Annotated in this window: 16 protein-coding genes; 3 read left to right on the top strand and 13 right to left on the bottom strand. The window is 39.7% G+C overall.

The genetic code is table 11. The features are described from left to right. Positions 1-42: 42 nt before the first annotated feature. From FSB73_RS20310 to FSB73_RS20360, 12 genes are all read right to left on the bottom strand, one after another. Complete coding sequence (locus FSB73_RS20310; RefSeq protein ID WP_146786481.1) at positions 43-885, bottom strand: sugar phosphate isomerase/epimerase family protein; 843 nt, start codon at positions 883-885, stop codon at positions 43-45. Continuing rightward, a complete protein-coding gene (locus tag FSB73_RS20315) occupies positions 873-1,694 on the bottom strand; it encodes a phytanoyl-CoA dioxygenase family protein (RefSeq protein WP_146786484.1) in 822 nt (273 codons plus the stop codon). Before FSB73_RS20315 ends, FSB73_RS20310 begins: the two co-directional genes overlap by 13 nt. 377 nt (positions 1,695-2,071) lie before the next feature. Beyond that, positions 2,072-2,587: a hypothetical protein gene (locus FSB73_RS20320; protein ID WP_146786487.1), complete on the bottom strand. Its 516-nt coding sequence runs from the start codon at positions 2,585-2,587 to the stop codon at positions 2,072-2,074. A gap of 80 nt (positions 2,588-2,667) precedes the next feature. Then, the gene (locus FSB73_RS20325) at positions 2,668-3,237 is read right to left on the bottom strand and encodes a hypothetical protein (protein WP_146786489.1); all 570 of its coding nucleotides are present in this window, start codon (positions 3,235-3,237) and stop codon (positions 2,668-2,670) included. Next, a complete protein-coding gene (locus FSB73_RS20330; protein WP_146786492.1) occupies positions 3,216-3,878 on the bottom strand; it encodes a hypothetical protein in 663 nt (220 codons plus the stop codon). The genes FSB73_RS20325 and FSB73_RS20330 overlap by 22 nt, the downstream gene beginning before the upstream one ends. A 17-nt stretch (positions 3,879-3,895) precedes the next feature. After that, positions 3,896-4,234, bottom strand: coding sequence for a hypothetical protein (locus FSB73_RS20335; protein ID WP_158639634.1), 339 nt, complete (start codon positions 4,232-4,234; stop codon positions 3,896-3,898). Between the two features lie 422 nt (positions 4,235-4,656). Beyond that, positions 4,657-5,661, bottom strand: a complete 1,005-nt coding sequence (locus FSB73_RS20340) for a DUF4998 domain-containing protein (RefSeq protein ID WP_158639635.1) — start codon at positions 5,659-5,661, stop codon at positions 4,657-4,659. Between the two features lie 105 nt (positions 5,662-5,766). Beyond that, entirely contained in the window at positions 5,767-7,011 is a 1,245-nt protein-coding gene (locus FSB73_RS20345; protein WP_146786500.1) for a DUF5126 domain-containing protein, read from the bottom strand. A gap of 51 nt (positions 7,012-7,062) precedes the next feature. Beyond that, positions 7,063-8,949 carry a RagB/SusD family nutrient uptake outer membrane protein gene (locus FSB73_RS20350; RefSeq protein WP_146786503.1) on the bottom strand — a complete coding sequence of 629 codons (1,887 nt, stop codon included), beginning with the start codon at positions 8,947-8,949 and terminating at the stop codon, positions 7,063-7,065. A 166-nt stretch (positions 8,950-9,115) separates the two neighbouring features. Beyond that, positions 9,116-9,883, bottom strand: coding sequence for a SusC/RagA family TonB-linked outer membrane protein (locus FSB73_RS25740; RefSeq protein ID WP_225974215.1), 768 nt, complete (start codon positions 9,881-9,883; stop codon positions 9,116-9,118). After that, positions 9,883-12,081, bottom strand: a complete 2,199-nt coding sequence (locus FSB73_RS20355; RefSeq protein WP_225974216.1) for a SusC/RagA family TonB-linked outer membrane protein — start codon at positions 12,079-12,081, stop codon at positions 9,883-9,885. The genes FSB73_RS25740 and FSB73_RS20355 overlap by 1 nt, the downstream gene beginning before the upstream one ends. Positions 12,082-13,307: 1,226 nt before the next feature. Then, on the bottom strand, positions 13,308-15,212 hold the full coding sequence (locus FSB73_RS20360; protein WP_146786505.1) for a glycoside hydrolase family 97 protein: 1,905 nt from the start codon (positions 15,210-15,212) through the stop codon (positions 13,308-13,310). 902 nt (positions 15,213-16,114) lie between these two features. On the opposite strand from FSB73_RS20360, the gene FSB73_RS20365 reads away from it, so the two are divergent. The 3 genes from FSB73_RS20365 (at position 16,115) to FSB73_RS20375 (ending at position 23,522) form a co-directional block, all read left to right on the top strand. Next, entirely contained in the window at positions 16,115-19,213 is a 3,099-nt protein-coding gene (locus tag FSB73_RS20365; RefSeq protein WP_225974217.1) for a DEAD/DEAH box helicase, read from the top strand. Positions 19,214-19,397: 184 nt separating this feature from the next. Continuing rightward, positions 19,398-21,320, top strand: a complete 1,923-nt coding sequence (locus FSB73_RS20370) for a hypothetical protein (RefSeq protein ID WP_146786508.1) — start codon at positions 19,398-19,400, stop codon at positions 21,318-21,320. Between the two features lie 27 nt (positions 21,321-21,347). Continuing rightward, positions 21,348-23,522 (top strand): hypothetical protein, encoded by a 2,175-nt coding sequence (locus FSB73_RS20375; protein ID WP_146786511.1) that lies wholly within the window; start codon positions 21,348-21,350, stop codon positions 23,520-23,522. A 263-nt stretch (positions 23,523-23,785) separates the two neighbouring features. Here the strand turns inward: FSB73_RS20375 and FSB73_RS20380 are convergent, their stop codons facing one another. Beyond that, positions 23,786-24,070, bottom strand: coding sequence for a hypothetical protein (locus FSB73_RS20380; protein WP_146786514.1), 285 nt, complete (start codon positions 24,068-24,070; stop codon positions 23,786-23,788). Positions 24,071-24,077 lie beyond the last annotated feature (7 nt).

Here is a 24,077-nt window from a genome sequence, read left to right on the forward strand (position 1 = left end):
ACCATTAAAAATGGTCGAATTGCCTAGCCATGGACCGGAACCTCAGATGACTTGAAGCAACTTTTTAAAAAGTTGCTGGATATACAGGTTAATCTCCCATTGAGAAGCAACCGGCGCATTATCTTCCAACCGGGTCCACATATAGGGTGGCGGCCCGAATTCCGGAGTAACGCTCAGTATTGCCGTACCTAATTTATTTTGATACTCAAGTATTGCTGACCAAAAGTTAATAAAATATTGCGTTGCTTCCAGATAATACGGGTGCCTGGGATCTGGCACCTGAGGTCCCTCAGGAAAACCTACCCGGGCGTGAATATGCCTGGTGCGCCGTATGGCCTCATTTAATATGGGCGTAAACCGCTCGTTCTCTAAATAACTCTCTGTAACACAGACCCAATGTGACAGATCAGCAGTAATCTGAAAATCTGAACGTAGATCAAACAACTCTTTCGCGGTACCTGGGGAATGGAGCATTCTGCCACGATGCGTCTCATGTACTACTTCGTAACCGGTATTATTTTCAAATTCAGCCGCAGTATCAAGTACTTTTAAGTGTTCATACAGCGAAAAATAATCTCTCCCCGAATGGGAGTTAATGAGTAGCGGAGCGACCTCGGCTGAGAGATTAAGGAAATAATTATAAGAATGACAGAAATCAATGATGTTTTGGCCAGTTGCCTGATGCTGATGGCTTACAATTTTTAAATCATAAGCTTCCAGTAACTGCCTGAGTCGATTGCGCTGTTTTTTTTCAAATGGTACCACCATGTCTACGCCGTCATATCCATCCTCTTTTACCTTATGAAGGAATAATTCAATGTCCATTCTTTCAAACCCCCACTGTGGACATAATAAATATAATTTTAAGGGGCTCATTGATTCCATGGGTAAATAAGTGGATTTTGATAGTCATCATTTAAAAGATCGCCGGGCTTTAAATGACTGATCTGGTCATCACTTAAGATATTTTGGATTCCATTGTATACGGCACCATCCGGCATATAGGCACATGTCATTGCCCTTCTGAAGCCATTGGTCATATTTGCACCTGCTCCATGGATGGTCAATCCGTTATGAAAAGAACAACTCCCGGCCTTCATCGGTGCGGCCACTGAGCAAAATGTGCTTAATTTGGGATACACTTCAAAGATAGCATCCATATTTTTCCCGATACCTGGGTTTTCAAAACTTGTTTCATGGCAGGAACCAGGCATAAAATAGAGGCAGCCATTTTCATAAGTCGCATCATCAAGTGCCACCCAAATAGACAGTGCACGACGGTCGCTGAATGACCAAAATGGCGTATCCAGATGCCAGGAAGTGGGATTAGCCCAGGGGCGCTTGATGAGCGCCTGGTCATGCCAAATCCTGGTTCCCTCCCAGCCCGCAAGACGTGCGACCATTTCGCCTAGGTGAGCATTTATCATGATTTGTCTTATCTTTTCATTGGTCTGCCAGAGATTAATCATTTGGTCAAAGACCTTCCCAAAATAATCGCTTTCCTGATTGATACCATCATCCTCCCCTATTTTGGTCTCTTTGCCGGGCATTTTTCTGCCACGGCGATCGGTGATTGCTTCTGCAACGGCTTCTCTCCAAAATTTAAGCTCTGCAGAACTCAAAAAATCATCAATTACCAAAAAACCATTCTTTCTGTATTGACCAATCTGGGAATCACTTAAGGTGGTATTCATATTTTCAATTTTAATGCACCGAGTGGGATGCGTGATTTATTGCTTGAAAAGTTGAAAAATGATTTAAATTCTTCAAGTAGTATGTCAAAGCACAGGTATCGCCATAAGTCTGACCATATTAATAGTTGAGAACAAAAGTATTTCAAATATGCATCATTGAGCCTACAGAAAAATATCAATTTTTATACTTTATGATATTTTATTGGACTTAAGCGCATTTTTAAAATTATCCCTTTTAAATTCTTTAAAATGAGTCAGAACCACATCAAATGTTATATATATTGAAAAATACCGGCTAAGCTTCGAGTGCATTTCTACGGAGCTTAGCTGGTATTTTAGGAGGTAAGTTGTAAATCAGGCAATCTAAGCCGGGGAGTTTATAATGCTTGTTTAATATCTTCCCATTTAACGACCCATGAACCGTCTTTGGGCCAACCCGGCTCATGAACCCCATTGTCGCCCTGCCAACCAGCAGTCATCATAGCAACTGCATATAAAAGCCCTCCATTTGCCGGAAAATATGGATACGGATTGCCTCCACCCACTAAGCCGTGCACATCAAAATTGAATTTTCTAGATGGACTAAGCAGCATATTTACTGCATCCAGCGGCCGATCCAGCCTAGCCGCACACATGGCCAGCATGGGGAAATCCCAGCCCCAACCCGTATCAAATTTCCAATCGTCCAATACTTTTTGGAAGGTCTTTTGCATGATGACTTTATTAACCCCGTCTCCTGGCAGCATTCCATAGATGCCTGTCATGGCTGGATGCTCAAAATTGTATTTTGTCCACATACTGTCTATATTTTCCCATTGTACATATAAGCTATCTTCAACCGGGATAGGTGCAAGTTTGTTTAATACCGTTGCCCACTCTTTTTTTGGTGGCAAATGCAGTCGCTTTCGCCATTGCAGGGCGGTTCGCAATCCAAATCGCCAATAGGACAGTTCAAAAGCAGGGTTTTGAGTTGTCAGCGGCGCATTGTTTTCAGGGACTGTTTAATAGGTGGGCCTAAAACATATTGTTTTCTACCCTGATCATAAAATGCATAGGACGCCATAAAGTCTGCCGTCTGTTCTACTATTTTAGCCCACTTTTTGAGTGTCTGAGGGTTCGGGTGAGCCCTGTAATCCAATTCCGCAAAAAAGATTGGGTGTGGCTGCTGCCAGATTAAAAAAGCGTGGGTCACATCTGGCCACTCTCTGCCGTCCGTCCCGGTACACTTTGGCCACCGCGCCCCTTGATATCCCTGTAATTTGGCTCTTTTTATGGAGGAAGCCAGATTGTCCTGGTACACATGCAAACTACTTTCTAAAAGCGGCCACCGGTCCCACAAACTGTAATGAGCTGCATGCCACCAATACATCTCATAGTGAAACCTACCATACCAGCTATTATTTACCAGCCCCGTCTCCTGAGGTGGATAATTTCCCGAGGCATTGATGGCCATCAGGTACTGAGAAAGTACGATCCTTCTTTCCAATTCAAACCACCTGGGATCTTTGCTGCCGGATAAATCTATGGCACCCCACTTTGCCAAAAGTCAGCCCAGTGCTTTATGCTACTAGTCTTTACAGCGGCAAAGGAAGGTAGCGGTTCATTTATTTTTGAAGGTGAAAAATCAAAGATATATTCTACCGTATTGGTCATCCCATTGCTTACTGCTGGATGCATAATATAGCGATGCGCAGCTTTTTTTTCGATGGTTCCATTACCGGTCCATGCGCATCCAACCTGATAAGTCGTACTATCCAGTCTGCGGTCAAATATTACCGAATTTTTAGTAATGGCAGACATGAGCGTCTGATGCGATTTTGGCGTAGTATAGTCAGACCCATTACTAAAATATCCCAGGCTGGCATATGGAAATTCTATAAAAAGGCTTAATCTGTTTAAGGGGATCAATGCAGACTGAATTTTAAAACCAAGAATATCCTTTTGACCGTCACATATAGTGGTCACCTTTACAGTTTCATCATCAATGGTAAAATGACTCTCGGAGATTCCTTCCCATAAATTTAATTGCTGTGAAGGGCTGCCAAGATCACTTATTTTTGCTATACTTCCGTCTCGTTTTTTTAAAATGAGGCCAATTCTACCTAAATTAAATCGGTGTGGGTTACTGGCAAGCCACTGTGATAATGCCGGTTGTTTGGGATTTGGCAGATCATATGCTATCATCCTGTCATGCGTTTTGACTAGGGTTTTTTAAAGGAATTAGGATCCTTTCCACCAGGAGGCGGGCTGCTATGCCAACTCCACTCAGACATCGTTGTAAACTGGTCATTAAAGGTTTGCATTCCTGTAATATCAAAACCGTAGGCGAAATCACCGTTTCCAACCTGCGTGGGACCAGCAAAATGGGTATTCGTTAAATTCAAATTGTGACGGGTGACTAAGGCCTTACGATTAATGGTACCTCTTTTTACCTGCTGCGCATTTAAAGAAAAACCAACAATTAACAAAACCCAGGAAAGCATGATCCTGCAACTTTTTGGTTTTGCAATTCTTAGGTTAGTTAAAAAAAATAAATTCATGATACGTATTTAGTAATTCAATAATAAACTTTATAAATCAACCTTCACACCAAGTTCAGATAAAACCCTAGCAATGCTCTTTAGCGAATTTAGAAGGTAAAATTAGCAGATAAATCCCATACTGTCAGGCCAATTACACCTCCTACCCTTATCTCAACATTTGTATGCCTTACAAACGATTCCAAATGCACAAACCTGACACTACCTGATTGCTGGTGGTATTTATATTATATGCACAGCCTTTTAGCCATTCGGCTATTAAGGCTGTGCATATAATACCTAAATTCAATATTGGGCATCATCCTACGCGCATTGTGCGTTTACCAATAACAAACTTAGCGTCCAGAAAAATTACTATAGGTTAATATCAGTGATACGATTACACTTTTATTACTGGTGACCGTAGACATTAATTTCACCTGTTACCATATAACTGAGCGGTCCGGACAACCCTGTAAATTTAAAATACCTGGCCTTGGGCTCTCCTTGGATCGGATACATCTGCCCGGCATCTGAATTTCGGTCAAAATCATAATCCCCAGGACCTGCCAACTTATATTATCCTGACTTATGGCCAATTCAAATCTATCACAGGCTCTGTTATCACCTGTCATTCTGTAAATTTCAAAGGCAGTAATACTTTTACTGGTTTGCATATCTACTGTAACGAAGTGAGGATAATAAGAGGTGTTAACATTTGTATGCCATCTAGTGCCCGGATCCCCATCAATTATATTGGAAACTCTATTGTCTACACTATTATCGTGCTCTGTAGAGAAATCAATGACTTGCCAACTGGATTTATCAAACAAAAGGCTATTAACATTTACAAAATTGGTATAAAAGGTGTCAATGGCCAGGGAATCAGGCAGATAAATCGTTCTATATTTAAAAGGTATATTCGGTTTTATATCAAAGATATCACTGGTTTGCTCATTTACCAGAAATCGTTTGGAGGATTGATCGCCGGACAGCGTCGTATAGGTGACCTCTGTTGCATAGGCGCCTCCAGTAATATTAGCGGCACCCCAGGTGATATTGGCAACGCCTTGATCATGCATGGCCACCTTCGTGATCGGCCGACTAAGTAAACTGGCCTGATAAATATCCCCATAAGCAGCTCCCAACACTTCTGCAGCAACCGATTTATTGCCTTTATTATCATAGGTCACAATATCAAAGGTATATTGTTGTTCTTGCAGATTATTGATTATTACACTAATCGTGTCGCCTGTTTTTGGAATATTAACCTCGACAGAATCCAGATAATTATTCCAAAATACGCGGGCCTTGACAACGGAAGGATCGGTACCGCGCAGCCAGGACAACTTTACCCTGCCTTTTCCGCCATAAACTTCAGGTGCGGTAGCCATACCGGGATAAGTCAGCCCACCAACCACAACATATTTCTTATAAGAGTCATCCATCTTTTTACAGCTGTAATTAAGGCAAATACCGCAAAGCAGCAGAAAAAATAATAGGAAAAAGCGGCCTTTTAAGATTTTCATATTTATATAGGATATTTCAATGATTTATAATAATATGGTAAAACATTTTAATAGAAGACGGTCATTTATTCTAGGGAACAATTTGCCCATAAACATCCAGTTCGGCGATGACCACCTGGCCGCTGCTACCATATGTCTCCAGCGTTTTCCATCTGATATACCGATAGGCGGGTAATACGGAATTAAATTCAAATCTTCTCCGATAAAAGAGGCATAATTCTTATCATCATCGTTAAACTGCCCTGCTGGAAGCCCAGAAGGTTTAAATGAAGTAAAAGTACCCAGCGAATCCCAACTACTCCAGCTCCCGTCAGCAGCAGGATTATTGCTTGCCCATAATTCAAATTTCTTCACAGCGGATCCTGCATACAGGTGATCGTGCGGTACCTGATGTTCAACAATCCGGCTAAAGGAGACTTTCATACCTAAATCAATGGAAAAGGATTGCGGCAATTTTGAATTATTATCTGATGCATAAGGTAAATCCGCCCCCTCCCAGCTAAAGGTACCGTTCCACAAATTGTTTAAATTATAGGCAGGAGTTGCTAATGCTTTCTGATCATTGGGCAATTCTAATACCGACCAGGTGTTTTTGGGTATTTTGGTCTCAAAAATGGGTTTAAGCTCCTTTTGCAAGGTATCGGACTTGTTATTCCACCGGTCCCTTAAAAAAATGGCAAAATGTTGGTTTACTGACTCCATGCCGCGAATAGAAAACTGACCACTATTTGCGCCAGTATAAAAGGTCTCGAGGGTACTCCAGGTTTTAAGTCCGGTCGTATCACGCATAACCACAATGGCAATATTGGCCATGGATGGATTTTTAAAAGCCACCTGAACACCTCCAAAAGTCGGCACCAGTTTCAGGGTTTTATATACAGTTCTGACCGGCGGATTTAAAGGCCTGGCTTTCACCGTGACCGGTTCAGAGCTTTTCTCATTTTTACCTACGCTATAGACCTTTATGTCGTAGCTCATGGTGTCACCAAATCCTTGTAAAGCAAGCGTGTCGTTGTAAAAAGAGGATTTTGCCTCTAAAAATACGCCCGGTCTGACCTCACAGACAGCTTTCGCATAATGAAAATTGGGATCATTAGGTACTTTATAGGTCAACACCAGTCCTCCCGGGGATGAAATGATTTTTATATCTGAAACCATTGCCGGTGCCGGCAAGTTGGGATCAATATAATCTAATCGACCTTCCTTTTTGCAGCCTACATAAACGAAGCCGGCTATGATTAAAACAAGTAATATCCTATAATTTTTCATTGATATTTTTTAAGCTTAATTCAATTATTTTTTATATATACACAGTATTTATTACCAGCCTAAATTTTGTTGAAGATTTGTATTAAGATCCAGGGTGGATTCGGCAATGGGCCAGAAATAATCCCGGGAACTAAACTTTGTATTATAGACAGTAACAGGCCTATAATAGGCAGCTGGTACCGTTTGTTGTAAATCCCATGAGGTAATTGGCTTATTGATTTCAGTTGTTGCTTCTTTCCACCTGCGCAGATCCCAAAAGCGCTTTCCTTCAAAGGCAAGCTCAATTAAACGTTCCTGGTGAATAATTTTTCGAAGCCCTACCTGACTGGTGTATTCGGAGGAATTGGTAGAATATTGATCCCAGGCTTGTTTTACTGTAGGTATACCGGCTCTGACCCTTACGGAGTCTAAATACTGGAAGGCTTCAGTATCTGGCCCTTTGAATTCATTTAAGGATTCGGCATACATAAGATATAGATCAGTAACACGAATCAATGGAAAAGGGTAACCTGTTATTGAATAATTACTGCCGTCACCAATAACATTTTGGTAGTGAACTAGTTTTTTTACGAAATAGCCGGTAACTGTGCCCATACCAATTTTCCCGTAACCATTTCTTTGTTTAGCTAATCCTTCTAGGTAGAATAAGCTTTGTGGATCTTGGTCATTATACTCCCCCTGACCATACCATACACCGCCATCAAAGCCAAGATCTGCATAAAATCTAGGCTCCCGGTCAAAATTCATGTGTGCACCCACATGTCCTTTTCTGATATATAGCTGATCTGAATCACCTGCAACCTGCAGGTGATAACGGTCATTATAATTCCAGGTTTTGTCTTCAGTTATAGGTACACCATGTTCAGAATAAAACATTTCGGCAATTTTAAGCGGAGGGCTCAAATGACCTGTCACTGTATTGCCATTTAGAAATTCAGGATCCCACCAGGTGCTGACATATGCCTGCAAAGCGCCAGAATTCACTTGCGAGTTTGCCCAGATGACTCCAGAATTCCACCGCTGTGTAACACTGTTTCTGATGGTTAGTTGCGTTTTAATCGTATCCGTTAGGCTGCTCTCCGTTAATGAAGGTTGAAAACGATACATGGAGAAGCCGGCCTTGCCACAAATGTCAATGGCTCTTTTGCAGGCCACGACAGCAGAATCCCACTTGTCCAGAGAAAATGTCTGATTAAAAAGGAATTCACCATCTGGTCCTTTTAAGGTATTTTGCTGCGTATTGCCATTAAATAGTGGACTGGCGGCATAAACCCTTACTTCTGCCTTTAAGGCCATCGCAATGGGCAGGGTGATACGCCCTAAATCATTTTGAGGGTTTTTGATCGAAAGCGGCAGGTTATCCATTGAATTATCCAACAACTGAACAATATAACCAAAGCAGGAATCCACAGGGGCTCTGTACTTTTTTATGTTGGAGGCATTCGCATTAATAGGCACATTTTCTTTCATAAGCGGAATAGGGCCGTACATCCGAACCAAGTAGAAGTTATAATACGCTTTAAGCACATTTACCTCGGCTGTCCACTGCCTTCTCTCTGATTCACTCATATCTGGTACTTTCTCAATATTTTCAAGAAAAATATTACAGTCCCTGATCGCATTAAAAAACTTCCCCCACCTATCGCCATATGGATCCACTATTTTTTGGAATCCCATAGGAATATTGAGATAACCAGCGGCATTTGCCTCCTGCCACAATTCGTCGGTTCCAAACATACTTGGATCATCATCTTGTTGACCATTATGGGGCATATAAGAATAGCAGGTAAATAAGAATTTCTCTGCCTCTGTTCTGTTGGCAAAAGCATTATCCAAGGTGGCCACATTATCGGGGACAATATCCAAAAATTTTTTACATGAAAATGAGATGGTAAGTAAAAAGATAAGCGCCAATACCTGATAATATATATTTTTCATTATAATGTTTTTATATAATATAAATAAGCTGGGATTTGAATCAGATTAATTTAAATTGATATTTAAACCAATATTAAAGACTCGTTGAACCGGATACCCTAATCCATTACCCCCATTTCCGGATCCCACAGATCGAAACTGCTAAATGTAAACAGATTACTGGCGTTTACATAGAGCCTGAATCCTGAAGTGTGTATTCTTTTTGAAGCTTATCTGGCAAGGAATATCCAAGTTCCACATTTTTAAGTCTTAAAAATGCGCCATTTCTAAGCCACCAGGTGCTGGATTGAATATCATTTATATTTGCTGTCGTGCTGAGTCTTGGGAAAAGGGCGTATACATCTTGATTTGCCTCTGACCAGTGACTGTCGGCATAGACCTTTAATAACTGATTATTTGAAGTATTGCCTGCAAATGGCCAGGTATCACCGCCATTAATCATAAAGGATTCATGGGCCAATCCTTGGAAGAAAGCGGATATATCTAAGCCCTTATATCCCACAGAAAAGCCAAATCCATAAATTATTTCTGGCGTGGTCGGATAACCAATTGGTACCTGATCTGCTGCTGTAATCTTACCATCTCTATTGACGTCCAGGTATTTTATATCCCCACCGCCATAGACACCAAAATTCTGGTAAGGTGAATTGGCTGCTTCTTGGTCGTCGACAAATAATCTTTCTGCTATATATCCGGTATATTGATTGATATACCTGCCTATGACGGATCTGTAAGCTTCCGCATATTTGGGTTCTTCATATTTTGTGTATTTACTGGTTGCATAAGTGAAATTGGCCATAACAGATGCCCATAGGGAATTATTAAAGCTCTGTTTATAGTTCAGGGAGAGATCCACGCCGCTGCCTTCTGCTTCACCTACATTGGCTCTGATAGGTGCTGAAAAGCCAGATTCAACGGGAACCGTTCTATTCATCAGGATATTTTTCCTTTTTGGGTATAATATTCGGCAGTGATATCTACGCTGCCAAAAAGCGATAAATCCATGGCGAAGTTTTTCTGGGTAGAGGTTTCCCAGGTTATATTGGGATCCGCATATCTGGATATAGAAATACCATTTAAGGAGTGAGCTAAGTCTGTACCGAATGTGGCCCCTTTTTGGTCGTCATTCATATTTACATTTGAGAGATAGAAGAACCTGTCATCGCCTGACCCAATTGCATCATTTCCGATTAGCCCGTAAGTAGCTCTAAGTTTTAAATTAGTGACAACATCCTTTAAAGGTTCAAAGAAGGCTTCATTAGAGACGGTCCAGGCGGCACCGGCGGAGGGAAAGAAGCCGAACCGGTGGTTCTGGTCAAATCTTTCAGAGCCGTTGTAGCCAAAATTAAATTCCAGGTAATAACGCTTGTCGTAGTCATAGGTGAACCGACCAGATAAACCCAGGTTTCTATAAGGTAACGAAAGCTGTAGGCTTCCAGCATTCGCATTCAGGCGATTTTCAACCATATAAACCAACATCCCGTTTATATTGTGCTTTCCATTGAAAGAATGCGTATAGTTGACTCTGGTCTGAAGGTATAAAGAAGTAGAAAGGCTTCGGTTACCCTCCGAATAGTTCAGGTACTCAGTTCCTGTAGTCGGATTAAGTTCCGTTAACAGATAGGAGTTGTCCAGTACATTATAACCCTGTAATGTATAATAGAATGGGTTATACTGCCTACTGACATCAAAATAGGAATAACGACCAATATTCAGCATCGCATTAAAAGACAGCCCTTTCACCAAAAAATCAAAATCCTGATTAAACTCAAGTTGTGATTGCAACTGGGTCCTGGAATATTGTTGATACCCCTTGACAATATCTGCATATGGATTTAAATAACCACCATTGCCATAGTTACCGAAAAGGATATGTTTTACATAGCTATGCGCAGAATCCACCGGATAATAGGCAGGAAATAATACGGGATTGGTATGCACTACCTCATTATACAAAGCCGTTCCTACACTTACCCCTTCTGAGCCACCTACCGGACCATTGTAATCATCAAAAGAGCCGCTAAGTCGTAAGGTAAGTTTTGTGGTTTTGGTGACATTTACATCAATATTAGATCTAAGTGAATAGCTATTTAAACTGATATTACTATTAAAGTTATTACGTTTGTCCACTTTCATCAAGCCATTATCCTTATTATATGAGCCAGAGACATAATACTGCGCAACGCCGCCTCCACCACTCAGACTCAAATTAAAACGCTGCGTGGTGGTTTGGTCTTTGAACATTAATTTTCGCCAGTCATTTGTTGGATAAACATATGGATTAACGCCCGAAATCGTATTGTCAATTTTTTCTTCAGTATAAGGCGGCGGCGCTAAAGGATCTCTAGTCAAAGCAGCCTCATTGGCCAAATTCATATATGTAATAGGATCCGCAAACTCGACATTACTGGTGGGCGCGGAAACTGAATTCTCTGCTCTAAAATTAATCCGTACTGTTCCCGCTTTCCCTTGTTTTGTCGCGATTAACAGGACGCCATTCGCCGCCCTTGAACCATAAAGTGCGGTAGCTGTTGCATCTTTCAACACTGAAAAACTGGCAATATCATCTACCTGCAGACGAGCCAGATCTGTTGTACTTGATTCGACACCATCAATCAAAATCAGAGGACTTGACGCAGTTCCGAAAGTGGAAACACCACGTACAAAGAAATTGGCATTATCCGCACCAGGCTCGCCACTTCTTTGGAAGGCAATCATACCTGGAATCTTACCGGCGAGTGCTGTAGTCAGGTTACTTGCAGGCACTTTCAAGTCAGCTGGATTTACGGAGACTACAGAACCAACAACATCCGCCCTTTTCTCTTTGCCAAATGCGATAACGACGGCGTCCTGTAAATCATTGGTGGAGGCACGAAGAACAATATGATAATTAGAACTATCAGTGACCTGTAGTTGCTGACTATCATAACCTGTCATATTAAAAACAATAATCGATCCCTGTGAAATGGTTAGTACGAATTTACCATTTGGATCTGTAATCGTACCGTGACGGCTATCGTCTTTTGCATACACACTTACTCCAGCCAAAGGGGTGCCCGTCGTATCCGTTACCAGTCCAGTAATTTGCTGTCCAGGTTTTTGATAATTATATGCGGCGCTTGCTTTGCCCATACATAAAAAGGACATTATAAAAACGGCAGCAATCGAAATAGATAAAATTTTGATGTATCTCAAATGTGATTTCATCCTGATTTTTTTGTTTTTTAATGACATAATAGTTTTGTTGCCTTACCAAATTACGCTACGTTAAATATGCAATTAATCCTCTTAGTAATTGATTTTCAATCATCAATATCACTGTAAAATATTGTTGGGATTGAAAAATGACTATAGTCAATTTGGTTGCCCCAAGCATCGTTTTTTTATTGGATTTTATTACATTTTCATAACTCGAAATTAGATGCACGTTAACTAACCTGGTTCAGAAAAACAGGCAATTTTTTATAGATTTTGATATTTGTTTTAATTTTATTAACGCAATACTTTTTCCAATGGCTTTTTGTATTTAGGTTCTTATATATTGAATATGGCAGAGAATTAATTATAACATTGCGCATTAGTTTTTTAAGGGCGAAGGGATAAAGTGTATTCTATCAGCAGCCTACAATAGCAGGTAAATTAACTATTGTAAAATAAATTCGCTTAATTGCTACAAAAGGAGCAGCAGCAATTGTCCGACTGAATTCTTTGTATCTATTAACCGGGTTACTGTTTTGCCATAAATATGTATGCATCGGAAAAGTATAAGAAAAGGCAGGAAAAAAGCAGTAGATAAATTTAATAAAAGTCAGGAGCAGCATGCAATACATTAGGATGAAAGCTTGATTTTCTCCAGCCGCTACTGCACAGTTTAATAGACGAATATAAAATAAACAGACAGATATAAGTGATTACAAAACGGGGCTTGTTGCCTGGATTCAGCGTCTTAGGTTAGCGTTATTGCCGGGAATTGCCTCCAGAAGCATTATAGGCAAAGTAATTTAGAGAAAAAATTAATTTTTAAAATTATACGCAAATGGCTAGCACGCAAGCTTAAATGGTTTTAATAGAAACGTGGTTGCCTTATGTATTTATAAATTTGTTATAAGGGAAAATTATTGTAGCCTACTAGGTATCCGTAATATGCGAAACAGATCCTAACATGATTCAAGTTTGGATCTGTCTTCAACTATTAGGAATGAAAAGGCCAACAGCGCTTATAAATCAGCGCTGTTGCCAGGCTTTTGTTATTTATACCTCCTTGGCGATACTTTTCACCATTTTGCGCAGGAATGTCAACTTTATTTTTTTAGTTCCTGTGTCTTTCTTAAAATCTATAGCGACTAAAAAGCAGAAATCTATTTTTTTTGAAGTAATACACAGCCACCTCCTCCTGGTGCCAATTTTAAGGTAATATGTGACTTAGGGGTTACTTCCAGATGAGTAGTTCTGGAACTTTCCTTATTTGAACGAAAATCAGCGTCCTGACCGTCCTGAATGATCATCGCCTTATAAGTCCCTTTGGGCAGGAATTCTAACGAAATATTTATCTCTCTTCCTTGCTCGTTAGTGGCGGCACCAATTAACCAATCCCCTGTTGAGGCTTGTCTGGTCATTACAATATACTCCCCAATTACGCCGTCCAAGGTCTTACTTTCCTTCCAAGGCATGCGCTCCGAACTGATAAACTGCAATAAACTCGGATATTTTCTGTAATTCTCTGGGATATCTGGTATAATAGTAGCTCCAGAAAATGTAATCAGCGTTCTTGCGGCTTCGGCAGTAATTGTAGTAGGGACTGGCATTGAATTGTCGACCCTACCCTTTTGCGCCATATCCATCGCCCCATTACTCATATCCAGAGGACCTGCTAACATATTCACAAAAACGGAAGTAACAAAAGTACTTGGCTGAAATACCTGGTGACCATCAGATTGTGCCTGGCAAAACTCCCTTGTAACTGCATTAGGCCAGGTGCGCATCTGCCCATAAGGATGCACAGGATCGTCATGAAAATCCACCATCAAATGATTTTCTGCACATAAACGGGTAATCATGCGTGTACGGACATTTTTCTGTTCAGGGCTTCCTTTCATAAAACCATATTTCACTCCTACAGCACCCCATCTGCCATATTGCTGCAGTGTTTGCTCTAATGGGTATGCATCTCCGCCGACATCATTCAAATAGAGCCAGATGCCAACACCTTTCTCTTTGGCATAATTGATAAGATGATGCACTTGTTCCACCTTGCCGCCCTTGGTAGGGTCTGAATCCTTGTTAAATTCGGGGCCATACCAGTCTGCATCGAGTACCAAAGAACCTATATGCTGTTCGCTGGCAAAATCTACCATGCGCTTCCAGGAAGGCCAGGACATCTCATATTTAAAGCCTTTGTCAGTTACTGCTCCATTGATCCGCCAATCCCAAAGTGCAACGCCTGGCTTTACCCAGGAGAAGTCAATAATTTTCCCTGTTTTCTTATCAACTGCAGGTGGTGGGTTCAAAAGTTCAATAAGATGTGAGTCGACGAGTGCACCCGGTGTTTGACCATACATCAATACACGCCAAGCCTGGCCTCGCTTAGAATCAACTGCAAAAGTGTTTGGATTATTTTTGACCACTTGCAAAATTAGTGGTTGACCGCCCTGTAAATCTGCTTCATGAATTGCCATAAAGTTACGATTATCTGCCTTTATTGTCACTACTGGTCTACGTAACCCAGTAGCTTTGCTTAGTTTTTCGGGGCCAATATTTGCGTTTTCACCGTTATAATACCAGGCGGTATAATCACCTGCAAATTTAAATTCTGTAAACTCACTATCGATTTTGGCTCCTTCGTAACGAAAGGCAAAACCGTTATTATATACCCTAAATTTTATTTGATACGCTGAGAGATCGATTGTGGCTTCGTTATAGACATCAGGGACAACCAATCTCTTGCCCCATACAGGTCTCCAGACAGATTTTACAGATTTTTTAAAAAAATTTACCCAATGCACTTCTTCAGACTTGGATTTTGCCTGTTGCAAACCCAATTTTGAATCCGTCATCAGTTCTTTGCCATTTGCCTTAAAGCTATATGTAATATGCTCATCAGGCAGTTGAACAATATGTACTTGCAATTTTTTATCAGGAGATTGTATTTCAACACTGTGCTGCACCTTTTGGGCAATACTTTTATTTTGAGCCAACAGTAAAAAGAAGACGATACTTAATTGAAGTGCTGTTTTATATCTGTGTTTAACCAGTGATAATTTCATTGTTTTTTTGTAATGATAATTTGAATTTTCTTATTTTACAAATAAAAATATATAAAAAGCAGAATAAATTCACCTGTTTATTCAGGATCGCAAATAAATTAGTTAGAAATTTTTTGTTCGCTAGTGATTACCAATTTAATTTTAAAAGGCATATTCACTGTACAGAATTCATAATAACAAAAGGTCAAATCAGCCAAGTTTAAAAGAAAGGGATGAACATTGCTTTCTCTAAATTTCGCTAAAGGCTTATAACTTATTTTCTTCCTTAACCAGATGGCATCTGCCCCAAGATCCCGTATTCCATTGTAGCACCTTCGTTCCATGTTTATTCATCTCCAGCCAAGTTGCAGCTCTTTAAATATTATCAAATAGTTTTATATTGATTTCCGCCTTTTGATATTTGGTTTTGCAAATCTTTTGTCTAAGCCAGGAAATATTATTGACATTATCGCTATAAATAATTTTTAGCGGTTCATCCTATTCTTATATAAGGGCCAGCGCATGAAAGATGGCTAGAAACTACCAAATAGTATTAGTAACTTCTAGGGTTTTATACCGAAAATAACTTGCCCGGTTTTATAGATTTGGCAGGCTATTTAAAAAATTATCCGCCAAATGTGCCTAAAAAAAGATAGATTTGGCAGCTTATCGGAATGAAGTAGCCTTCTAAAAGGGGCATTTTGTCTAATCTACCTTTCAATTATTATTCACAAATTATTCACAGATCCCATCCAAGTGCACCACAATTTTATATCCAACTCAATATTTGTTATTTTTGCCTTGCTTTTTTCAATTAAAGGGTTGATTAGTAATATATTATTCTTCAACTAGTTGTAAAAGGCCAATCAAAAGAATTGAAATTTTATCCAAACCCGGATTTGAATATATAATAATAAACAGTTATGTCTTTATTTGAAATCCTCCGTCAACAAAAAAAGGAGCTTGAATTACAGCAACACCAATCAGGTTATGGTCCTGGCGATATATACATTAAATTAGATACGGATGATAAAGGCACCTTTATTCAAATTACAGATAAACAGGGTCAGGAAATCCAACCAGATTATACAGCCTTTACAGGTTCACTCCGCAATCTGATAAAATCCATTAATTCTATCGCTGATAAAAATGCATTTCTGATTGACTGGGAGAATCCTGGCAATCATCTCTATTTACATGAATATCCCCATTTAGTAGAGCCAATACTCCGTAGTGGTCTTTTGGTGGATATAGACTTAAACCCAATAATGTCTGCTTGGGAAAGCAAAACTAATAAACCCTCTCCTGCTATACTTAAAGTTGTACTAAATCCTCAGCTGGCTAATCCCAAAAAATCAAATAATAGCATTTCCAAAAAGGAGAACAACAGCAGTGACCATGAAATTAATGCAGAAAAAGCAAAAAAGCTCAATTCTGCAAGTGAGTCTGAAATTCAGGCTTATGAATCTAATTTGTTATTACAACCAGCGGCAGGAATATCATCCAAAGTATCTACAATAGAAGGACGAATTCACCATTTCTGGTTTATAACAGAAAACTACGCCTTATTACCCAAGGATAATATCATTATAGAGACTCAACCTATTGGTTCTTTTTTTAATCAGGTCCGCATTTTCAATGCGGAGCGGATTGTTCCACAGGACCTCACTCAATATTTATCCTTATTGTATACTTATCTGGAGGGTTTTCAATTGGAACTTCCTGATTTTCGCGTTCAATTGGAAAATGAGCCTTTGCAAACCAGACCTGCGATCATTTTTGAAAAAATTGATGAAAACCAAAATTTAACCTTGCGCATCGGACAAAACCTCCATAGTGCACCCATTGGTTTTTTGGATCAGTATAATGTCAGCCATATGGCCACTATCAACGAAATGGAGAAAACGATCAGTGTTTCACCAATAGCACCACTTGATATTCAACATTATGTTTCAAGAGTAGTGGAAAGCTTAAAAAAACACGCACCCAAAGGCAAAAAGAAATCTTCAGAATTTCTTGATATTCAAGGACAGCAATTTTATTTACACGAAAGTCTGGCCGGCCCCTTTATATATAATGAACTGCCGAGCCTCATTATTGATTACGATCTTATTGGTAGCGAAAAGCTTAAGGCATATAAAATCAAGGTCGACATGCCAAAACTTGATCTAACGCTAGGGCATAATATTGATTTTCTGGAAGGCACCGGTACAGCTAATCTGGATTTTGATGGCCAGAAAGTCTCCATATTGGACGCCTTGCAACAATACGAAAAACAGCGTTATATTCGGCTAACTGATGGTACACATGCGCTGGTCAACGAGCAATATATGAACCGATTAAAGCGTCTCTTTAAAAAAAATAAGAACAAAAAAGGAGAGATCTCGGTTTCCTTCTTTGACCTACCAGCCATTGAAGAATTAATTGAGGAAAAACAACGTTCCCATCATTTTAAGCAGGCTAGAGAAGTTTACCAGGGATTAAACAAGATCAATGAAGACGGAGCTGTTTTACCAAAAATCCAAGCAGCACTGCGTCCCTATCAGGTACAGGGCTTTCAATGGATGAGTTATTTGGTGCAGCATAAACTCGGAGGCTGCCTGGCAGACGACATGGGGCTGGGTAAAACCATTCAGACTATTGCAGTTCTAGCAGCCGCCTACGGCGGCGCTCCAGATAGCCAGGCAGCAAATGGAAAAAAGAAAGTTGAAAAGGCTCAAACAAAAACCAAAACTAAATCAAAAACTAACAAAAAGTTATCTGAATCGATAGATGAACAGGCACTTCCTCCCTCAATTATCATCATGCCCAGGTCGCTACTTTTTAACTGGCGCAGTGAACTGAATAAATTTGCGCCCTGGCTTACAATTTATACCTGGCACGGTCAAAACAGGGATATAGATCAAGCCATGGATCATCAGATTATTTTGACTACTTATGGCATGTTCAGAAACGATATTGAACTATGGAAAGAGCAAAGCTTTTTATATGGCATTTTAGATGAATCGCAGGCCATTAAAAATCTCAACAGCCAGGTACATAAGGCAGTCTTGCTACTCAGTGCCCGCCACCGGTTGGCGCTCAGCGGTACACCCGTGGAAAACAACCTGGGCGAACTCTTTGCACTGTTTCGCTTTTTGAACCCAGCTTTGCTTGGAACGGCTGATCAGTTCAATAGTGATTACCTTTACCCTATCCAGAAAAACAACGACCGGGAAGCTGTGGCAGAACTCAGACGTAAAATATATCCATTTATCCTTAGAAGACTAAAAAAAGATGTGCTCACAGATCTACCTGACAAACAAGAGCAGACGATTTATGTGGAGATGAACAGTGCTCAGGCTCGCTTTTATGAACAACGAAGGCTGTTTTATAAAGACGCCATTGACCAACAGGTGGCGGCAAAGGGCATCAAGCAGGCACAGTTTTTTATATTTCAGGCTATGAATGAGCTCCGCCAAATAGCTTCCATTCCTGAAGCTCGTTCTGAAGGACGTATTCCCTCTCCTAAATTGGAGGCACTGATGGAGCAACTAGAAGAGGCTATCGCCAACGACCATAAAATCTTGATTTTTGTCAATTATCTGAATGCCATAGAAAGTATCAGTGAAGCACTGGATAAACAAGGTGTTGGATTCCTTACGATGACTGGAAGTACCAGAGATCGGCAATCGCTTGTGGACAGATTCCAAAACGACCCAGAAATCAGGGTCTTTATTATGACACTTAAGACAGGTGGGACAGGTCTGAACCTGACCGCTGCTGACATGGTGTTTATTTTTGATCCTTGGTGGAATAAGGCGGCTGAAAATCAAGCTATTGATCGTGCTCACCGCATCGGCCAGACTAGCAAGGTTCAAAGTTATAAGTTGATTACACTAGGCACCATTGAGGAAAAGATACTGCAATTACAAGAGCTAAAAAGCAATCTGGTAGATGATTTGATAGCAGCTGACTCACAGGGCGGAAGCGGCTCCATCAAATTAATGACAGAGGAGGATATCCAGTTTATTCTTGGTTAGTGTTGGCTCAATTACACAAGACTAAACAATATAACAAGCAGTTAAAAGTGCTAATTTGAAAGTGGCATTTAGGAACCGAAGGCGCTCAGAATAATGGCTATATAATTAAAAGAAACTACTAAAAGCTCCTTTCGAAAGATTTTGGATTTTGCCAATATTTTCAAGTAGCAAGAATCTTAAACAAATGATGAACCAGGAAACTGATCTATACAATTTAATTGAATTTGCTGTCAACGAAACAGAAATGCAGGATATTTTACTTGGTCCGATAGCTGAATTTGTTCAGGCTAACCACCATAAAAGTGAACTGCAACAAATTCCCGCATTTAGTACACTCCATAATTTTCTAAAAAATGGAACATCAATGGTCCGCGAAAAAGATAAGGCTCGGCTAGTCGCCAGATTTTATGCTGATGAAAAGCTGCTTCGCTGTTATTACGATCAGCTAAACTTTCAGGACCAGCAATTATTCTCGTTGTTTACCTGGGAAGGTGTTGTTAGCTATGAGGCGGCACAAGCTATCTACAAAACAGATTTATTTGAGTATCGTGATAAACAAAACAGATTTGTTTACATAAAACAGGCATTTAGTCGCTTGAAGCCATTTCTTCATTGGTATCCGTACGGTATTGCACCAGGTTATATCAAAACGCTAACAGAAGATATTGCATTTCGTAAGGTTTGTTTTAGTATGCCTCATTTTCTGCGCCGCGCCTTTAGTGTCATTTTGGAGATGCCTAAAGCAGGCGAATTAGTCCCAATAACCATTGCAAAACACTGGCTAATTTTTAATTTTGAAGCGGCTGTTTACGAAGAACTGCCACATGTCATCAGCTATTTGCAGCAAGATATTATAAAAATAAACGATAAGGGCATCTTAAATATCCCTTCCTTAAAATCTGCGCAAAAAAAACTTCAGTTAAAAACCTTTCCCAATGACTGCGGTTATATAAAGTTAATGATGCTGGCGGGCTTTACTAGAAGACCAACAAAAGAAACCACTATTGAAATAACCCCAAAGGTGATTGGGGAAGTATTTTTGAATACGAAAAGAATCAGCTTTAGGATGCTTGAACCCCTTATTTTTCCATATACTGGTCTTAGAAAAGTGCATAATGTCTTTTGTAATGGCCCTGCCTATGACAGTATATTGAATATTCCTAAAACATTGCCGCCAGGCCAATGGGTGACACTCGACAATATCCAGCGAAATGCCAGTTGTAATTTAGTAGGCCTTAGTTTATTAAGCGAGGGGATTATACATGAGTTACAACCTAATTTCTCTAATTTGACTGCCTTTCAATATACCAGGAGCCACAATATAGAAAAACAGAAAATTATTACCAGACAGGCCATTACAAGTGTTTTACTGATCGCCGCGTCACTGGGCTTAGTAGAACTAGCCTATGACCCGGCTAATAAAGATTTATTCCCTGACAATCCGAAAGATATGCATGAAGGGAGTTTCTCCGCCTGCCGGCTGACAGCGTTAGGGGAGCACATACTTTTGGGACGAAGTGACTATACGGCGCCGGCGGCGGCCAGGCCAACCACCTGTGAGTGGGACACGGAAAAGCAGTGCCTAAAAGTAATAGGGAATTTTAGGTTAATTGCTGACAGGCTTAGGCACTGGACCAGTGAATTTGCAACAGACAATGCACTACTTCTGGATGTAGAAAAAATAATCAAATCTTGCCAAGATAAGGAAGACTTATTGAATTCCATCAGCAAATTTCACCAAAGTCTTACGGTGCCCATGCCAGAGGATTGGAAAAGACAACTTATGCAACTTGTCTATAATAGTCAGCAAGTTCGTCCTTTGTTGTTAACCCAGGTTTATAAGTTATCTCCATACGATAAACAACTTCACAGACTAGTTATCCAGGATGAAGTTCTTCGTAAGCTCATAATAAAAGGGGAAAATTATACGATAATCGTAGAATGTATAAATCATGATCCTTTTATAAAGCGAATGGCTGAATTGGGATATGTTTTAGAGACACCCAGTACTTACCGACTAAAAGATATCCACTTTGTAGGGCGTACTGCTTCTGAAAATGAGCTATTAACCGACTTTGACGAATTGATCGAAAATAGGAAAAATTAGGCATTATAATTAATAAATGGCGGTTCTATGAAAGAACATTCAAAAAAGGACAATTCAATAAAATCAAATAATGGGCAAAAAGGCCAAATGAATGACCCTGAAAAAAAACTGGAATTTAGCAAAGAAATCCTTTCTGAAATCCTGGATTCCTTAGAAGAATCTGGCGAATTTTATGAAAACGCAGAACTCTGGCTAGTGGATGTTCGGTTATTTTCTAATTGGCTGAACAATCAAAATACCGGTTCAAAAGCCGCCAGCGAACTGGAAAACTTACTACTGCACAGCGCTTTACTTCCCACAGAGGAGGATATTTACAATATATGTAAGCTACTATTTACAAACCTTCAACTACTGCAATGTTATTATAATTTTTACAATAACAACGATCGGGGATTTTTGGATATGCTTATCTGGCAGCAGTATATTCCTTATCCTGAGGCCATGCAATATTTTGGCGATAAAATGATTCTGGATAAACCCGATATAAAAGGCGACCCGATCATCTCACCAGCATTTGCAAAATGGGGCAGTTTTTTAACCTTAAACTATTTTGCCGATAACCCTTACGATGAAGCGGAATTCCCCTCAGAACGATTCGATTTAGATTATGAGAAATTTAGTGATCCATTTGGTTTCCAAGGATTCGAGGATCAGGACGATTATGATGGTGAGCAAGGGGATTGGTATGGTAACGAAGAAGAAGAAGTTGAAGAAGGTGATTTAAATTCTCACCCAGAAATCTATATTTTTGTGCTCCCTGAATTTATGCAGATAGCCTTTAGGCAAATCGCAGTCAAACCAAAAGACTATTATCTTGAACCGATAGAAATTAATCAACGTTTTAAGGTCTTTGAATCGGAGGCGACTATTTTCAAAGAGCTGCCTGTCATTCTGGCCTATTTACAACAAGGGAAAATCAAACGTAATAAAAATGGTTATTTAAGTATTGCGTCTCTAAGAATTGCAGCCGAAAAGCTAAAATTGCACAATTTTCCAAATGATAGTGGCTATGTAAAGATACTGCAGATTGCCAGTAATCTGGAAATGGAAAGGTATAGACCAATGACTCCTGTTTTAGAAATCCTGCAACAAATTTTCCATCAACAGCAACCCGGCAAAGCCGCTCTGGCTGCCACGTTATTTCCAATTGAAAATCTCAAAAACTTTTATGTCACCTGCCTGAATCCTGGTGAGATTACTAAAGCCTTATCTTTGCTAAGGATATTACCCAAAGGAAAATGGATTCTTTTGCATCAATTTAACCGTTACTTGGAACTCCATGAAAAGGAATGGAAATTTGAGCCGATTGTCAACAATTATGCAATCGAAGAATTAAGATTGGACAAACATAATCCCGATTTTGACGCATTTGAGAGGGCTGAAATAGATACGAGGAAAAAGATCGTAGAACAATTGTTCATCAGAGGAGTGCTGTTAACCGCAGCATCTTTCGGACTACTTGATTTGGCATATGACACACATGATCATAAATTGTTATATGGGTTCTACAAGTATGAAACGAGCCCTTGGATTAGTTTTACTGCATTTAGACTAACACCATTGGGTGCACGCCTTTTTAAAAATGAAAATGACTATGATACGGAGAAATCCATTAAAGACACAGTGGGTTTTACCTTAGATGATGCAGCATTAAAAATTAAAGTAATAGGTGATATGGAAATTGCCCACGAATTACTTCATCAGTGGACCAAACGTTCTATATCGCGGGATGATATTTTAGAACTTGACTTAGCCGCTATTGTAGCAGGTTGTAAAAGCAAAACGGCGTTAATTCAGAACATTCGAGAATTTAAAGACGCCATCTATCAAGAACTTCCGGTAAACTGGAAAGCAGCATTGGCGCAGCTGGTCAACAAAACAAACAACGTACAAGAAATTATGCAGCCGATAGTTTACAAGCTTTCTCCCCATGACCTCGCACTCCATAAAATAATTGCCCAGGACAAGGAACTCAAAAAGCTTTGTTTCAAAGGAGAAAACTTTACTTTGATAGTAAGTAAGCCTCACCAGGCCGCTTTTATTCGCAGACTTTCAGAATTAGGTTATGTTCCTTCAATTGGTGTATCCGAGGATATAAATGCGATTCAATTTATAACAGAAAGTCAGACTCAAACCGACCTTGCGCAAAATTTTGATGATCTTATGAGGACTTCCAGTAATAGCAGAACAACAAAACGGTAAATGTCCTTTTTAAAGATTTTGAGGACTAATTCAGCGTATGTGCTATTTTTTCATAAATCTGCTTTTAATACATTGAAATTTCGGATACTACGAAAGCATTCATTGCGATATTTAGTTTATCTACACAAATTTTGAAAAAAAACACCATAATGGTTCCCCATGTAACTTTTAGGCCAAAAAATTTAATATAATAAGCTTGGCAACGCTCATAATAAATTATTATGCCATTATGGTGTTAATAAGCAATAAAAGACGGCCCAATTTTATGCAGATGTTATTTTCCCAGATTTTATATCATTTAAAACACGCTCCACAAATTCTAATGAAGTGTTTACAACCTTAGCAAGCTCTTCCTTTTGTCTAATACCCATTGAAAACAAATTGCAAATAATTTCAATGGTTTTTCTTTCGGCTTCTTTCATTCGGCCCTCTTCACGGGCTTCTTCAAGGCCCATTTTGAAGCCTTTTTCATAACCATATTCCTCCGCACCTTCAAGGCGAAGTCGTAATAGTTCTCCTTTTTGAAATGTTTCAATGTAATTTCTCATTTGTTCA

It is taken from the genome of Arachidicoccus ginsenosidivorans (assembly GCF_007971385.1).
GTDB lineage: Bacteria > Bacteroidota > Bacteroidia > Chitinophagales > Chitinophagaceae > Arachidicoccus > Arachidicoccus ginsenosidivorans.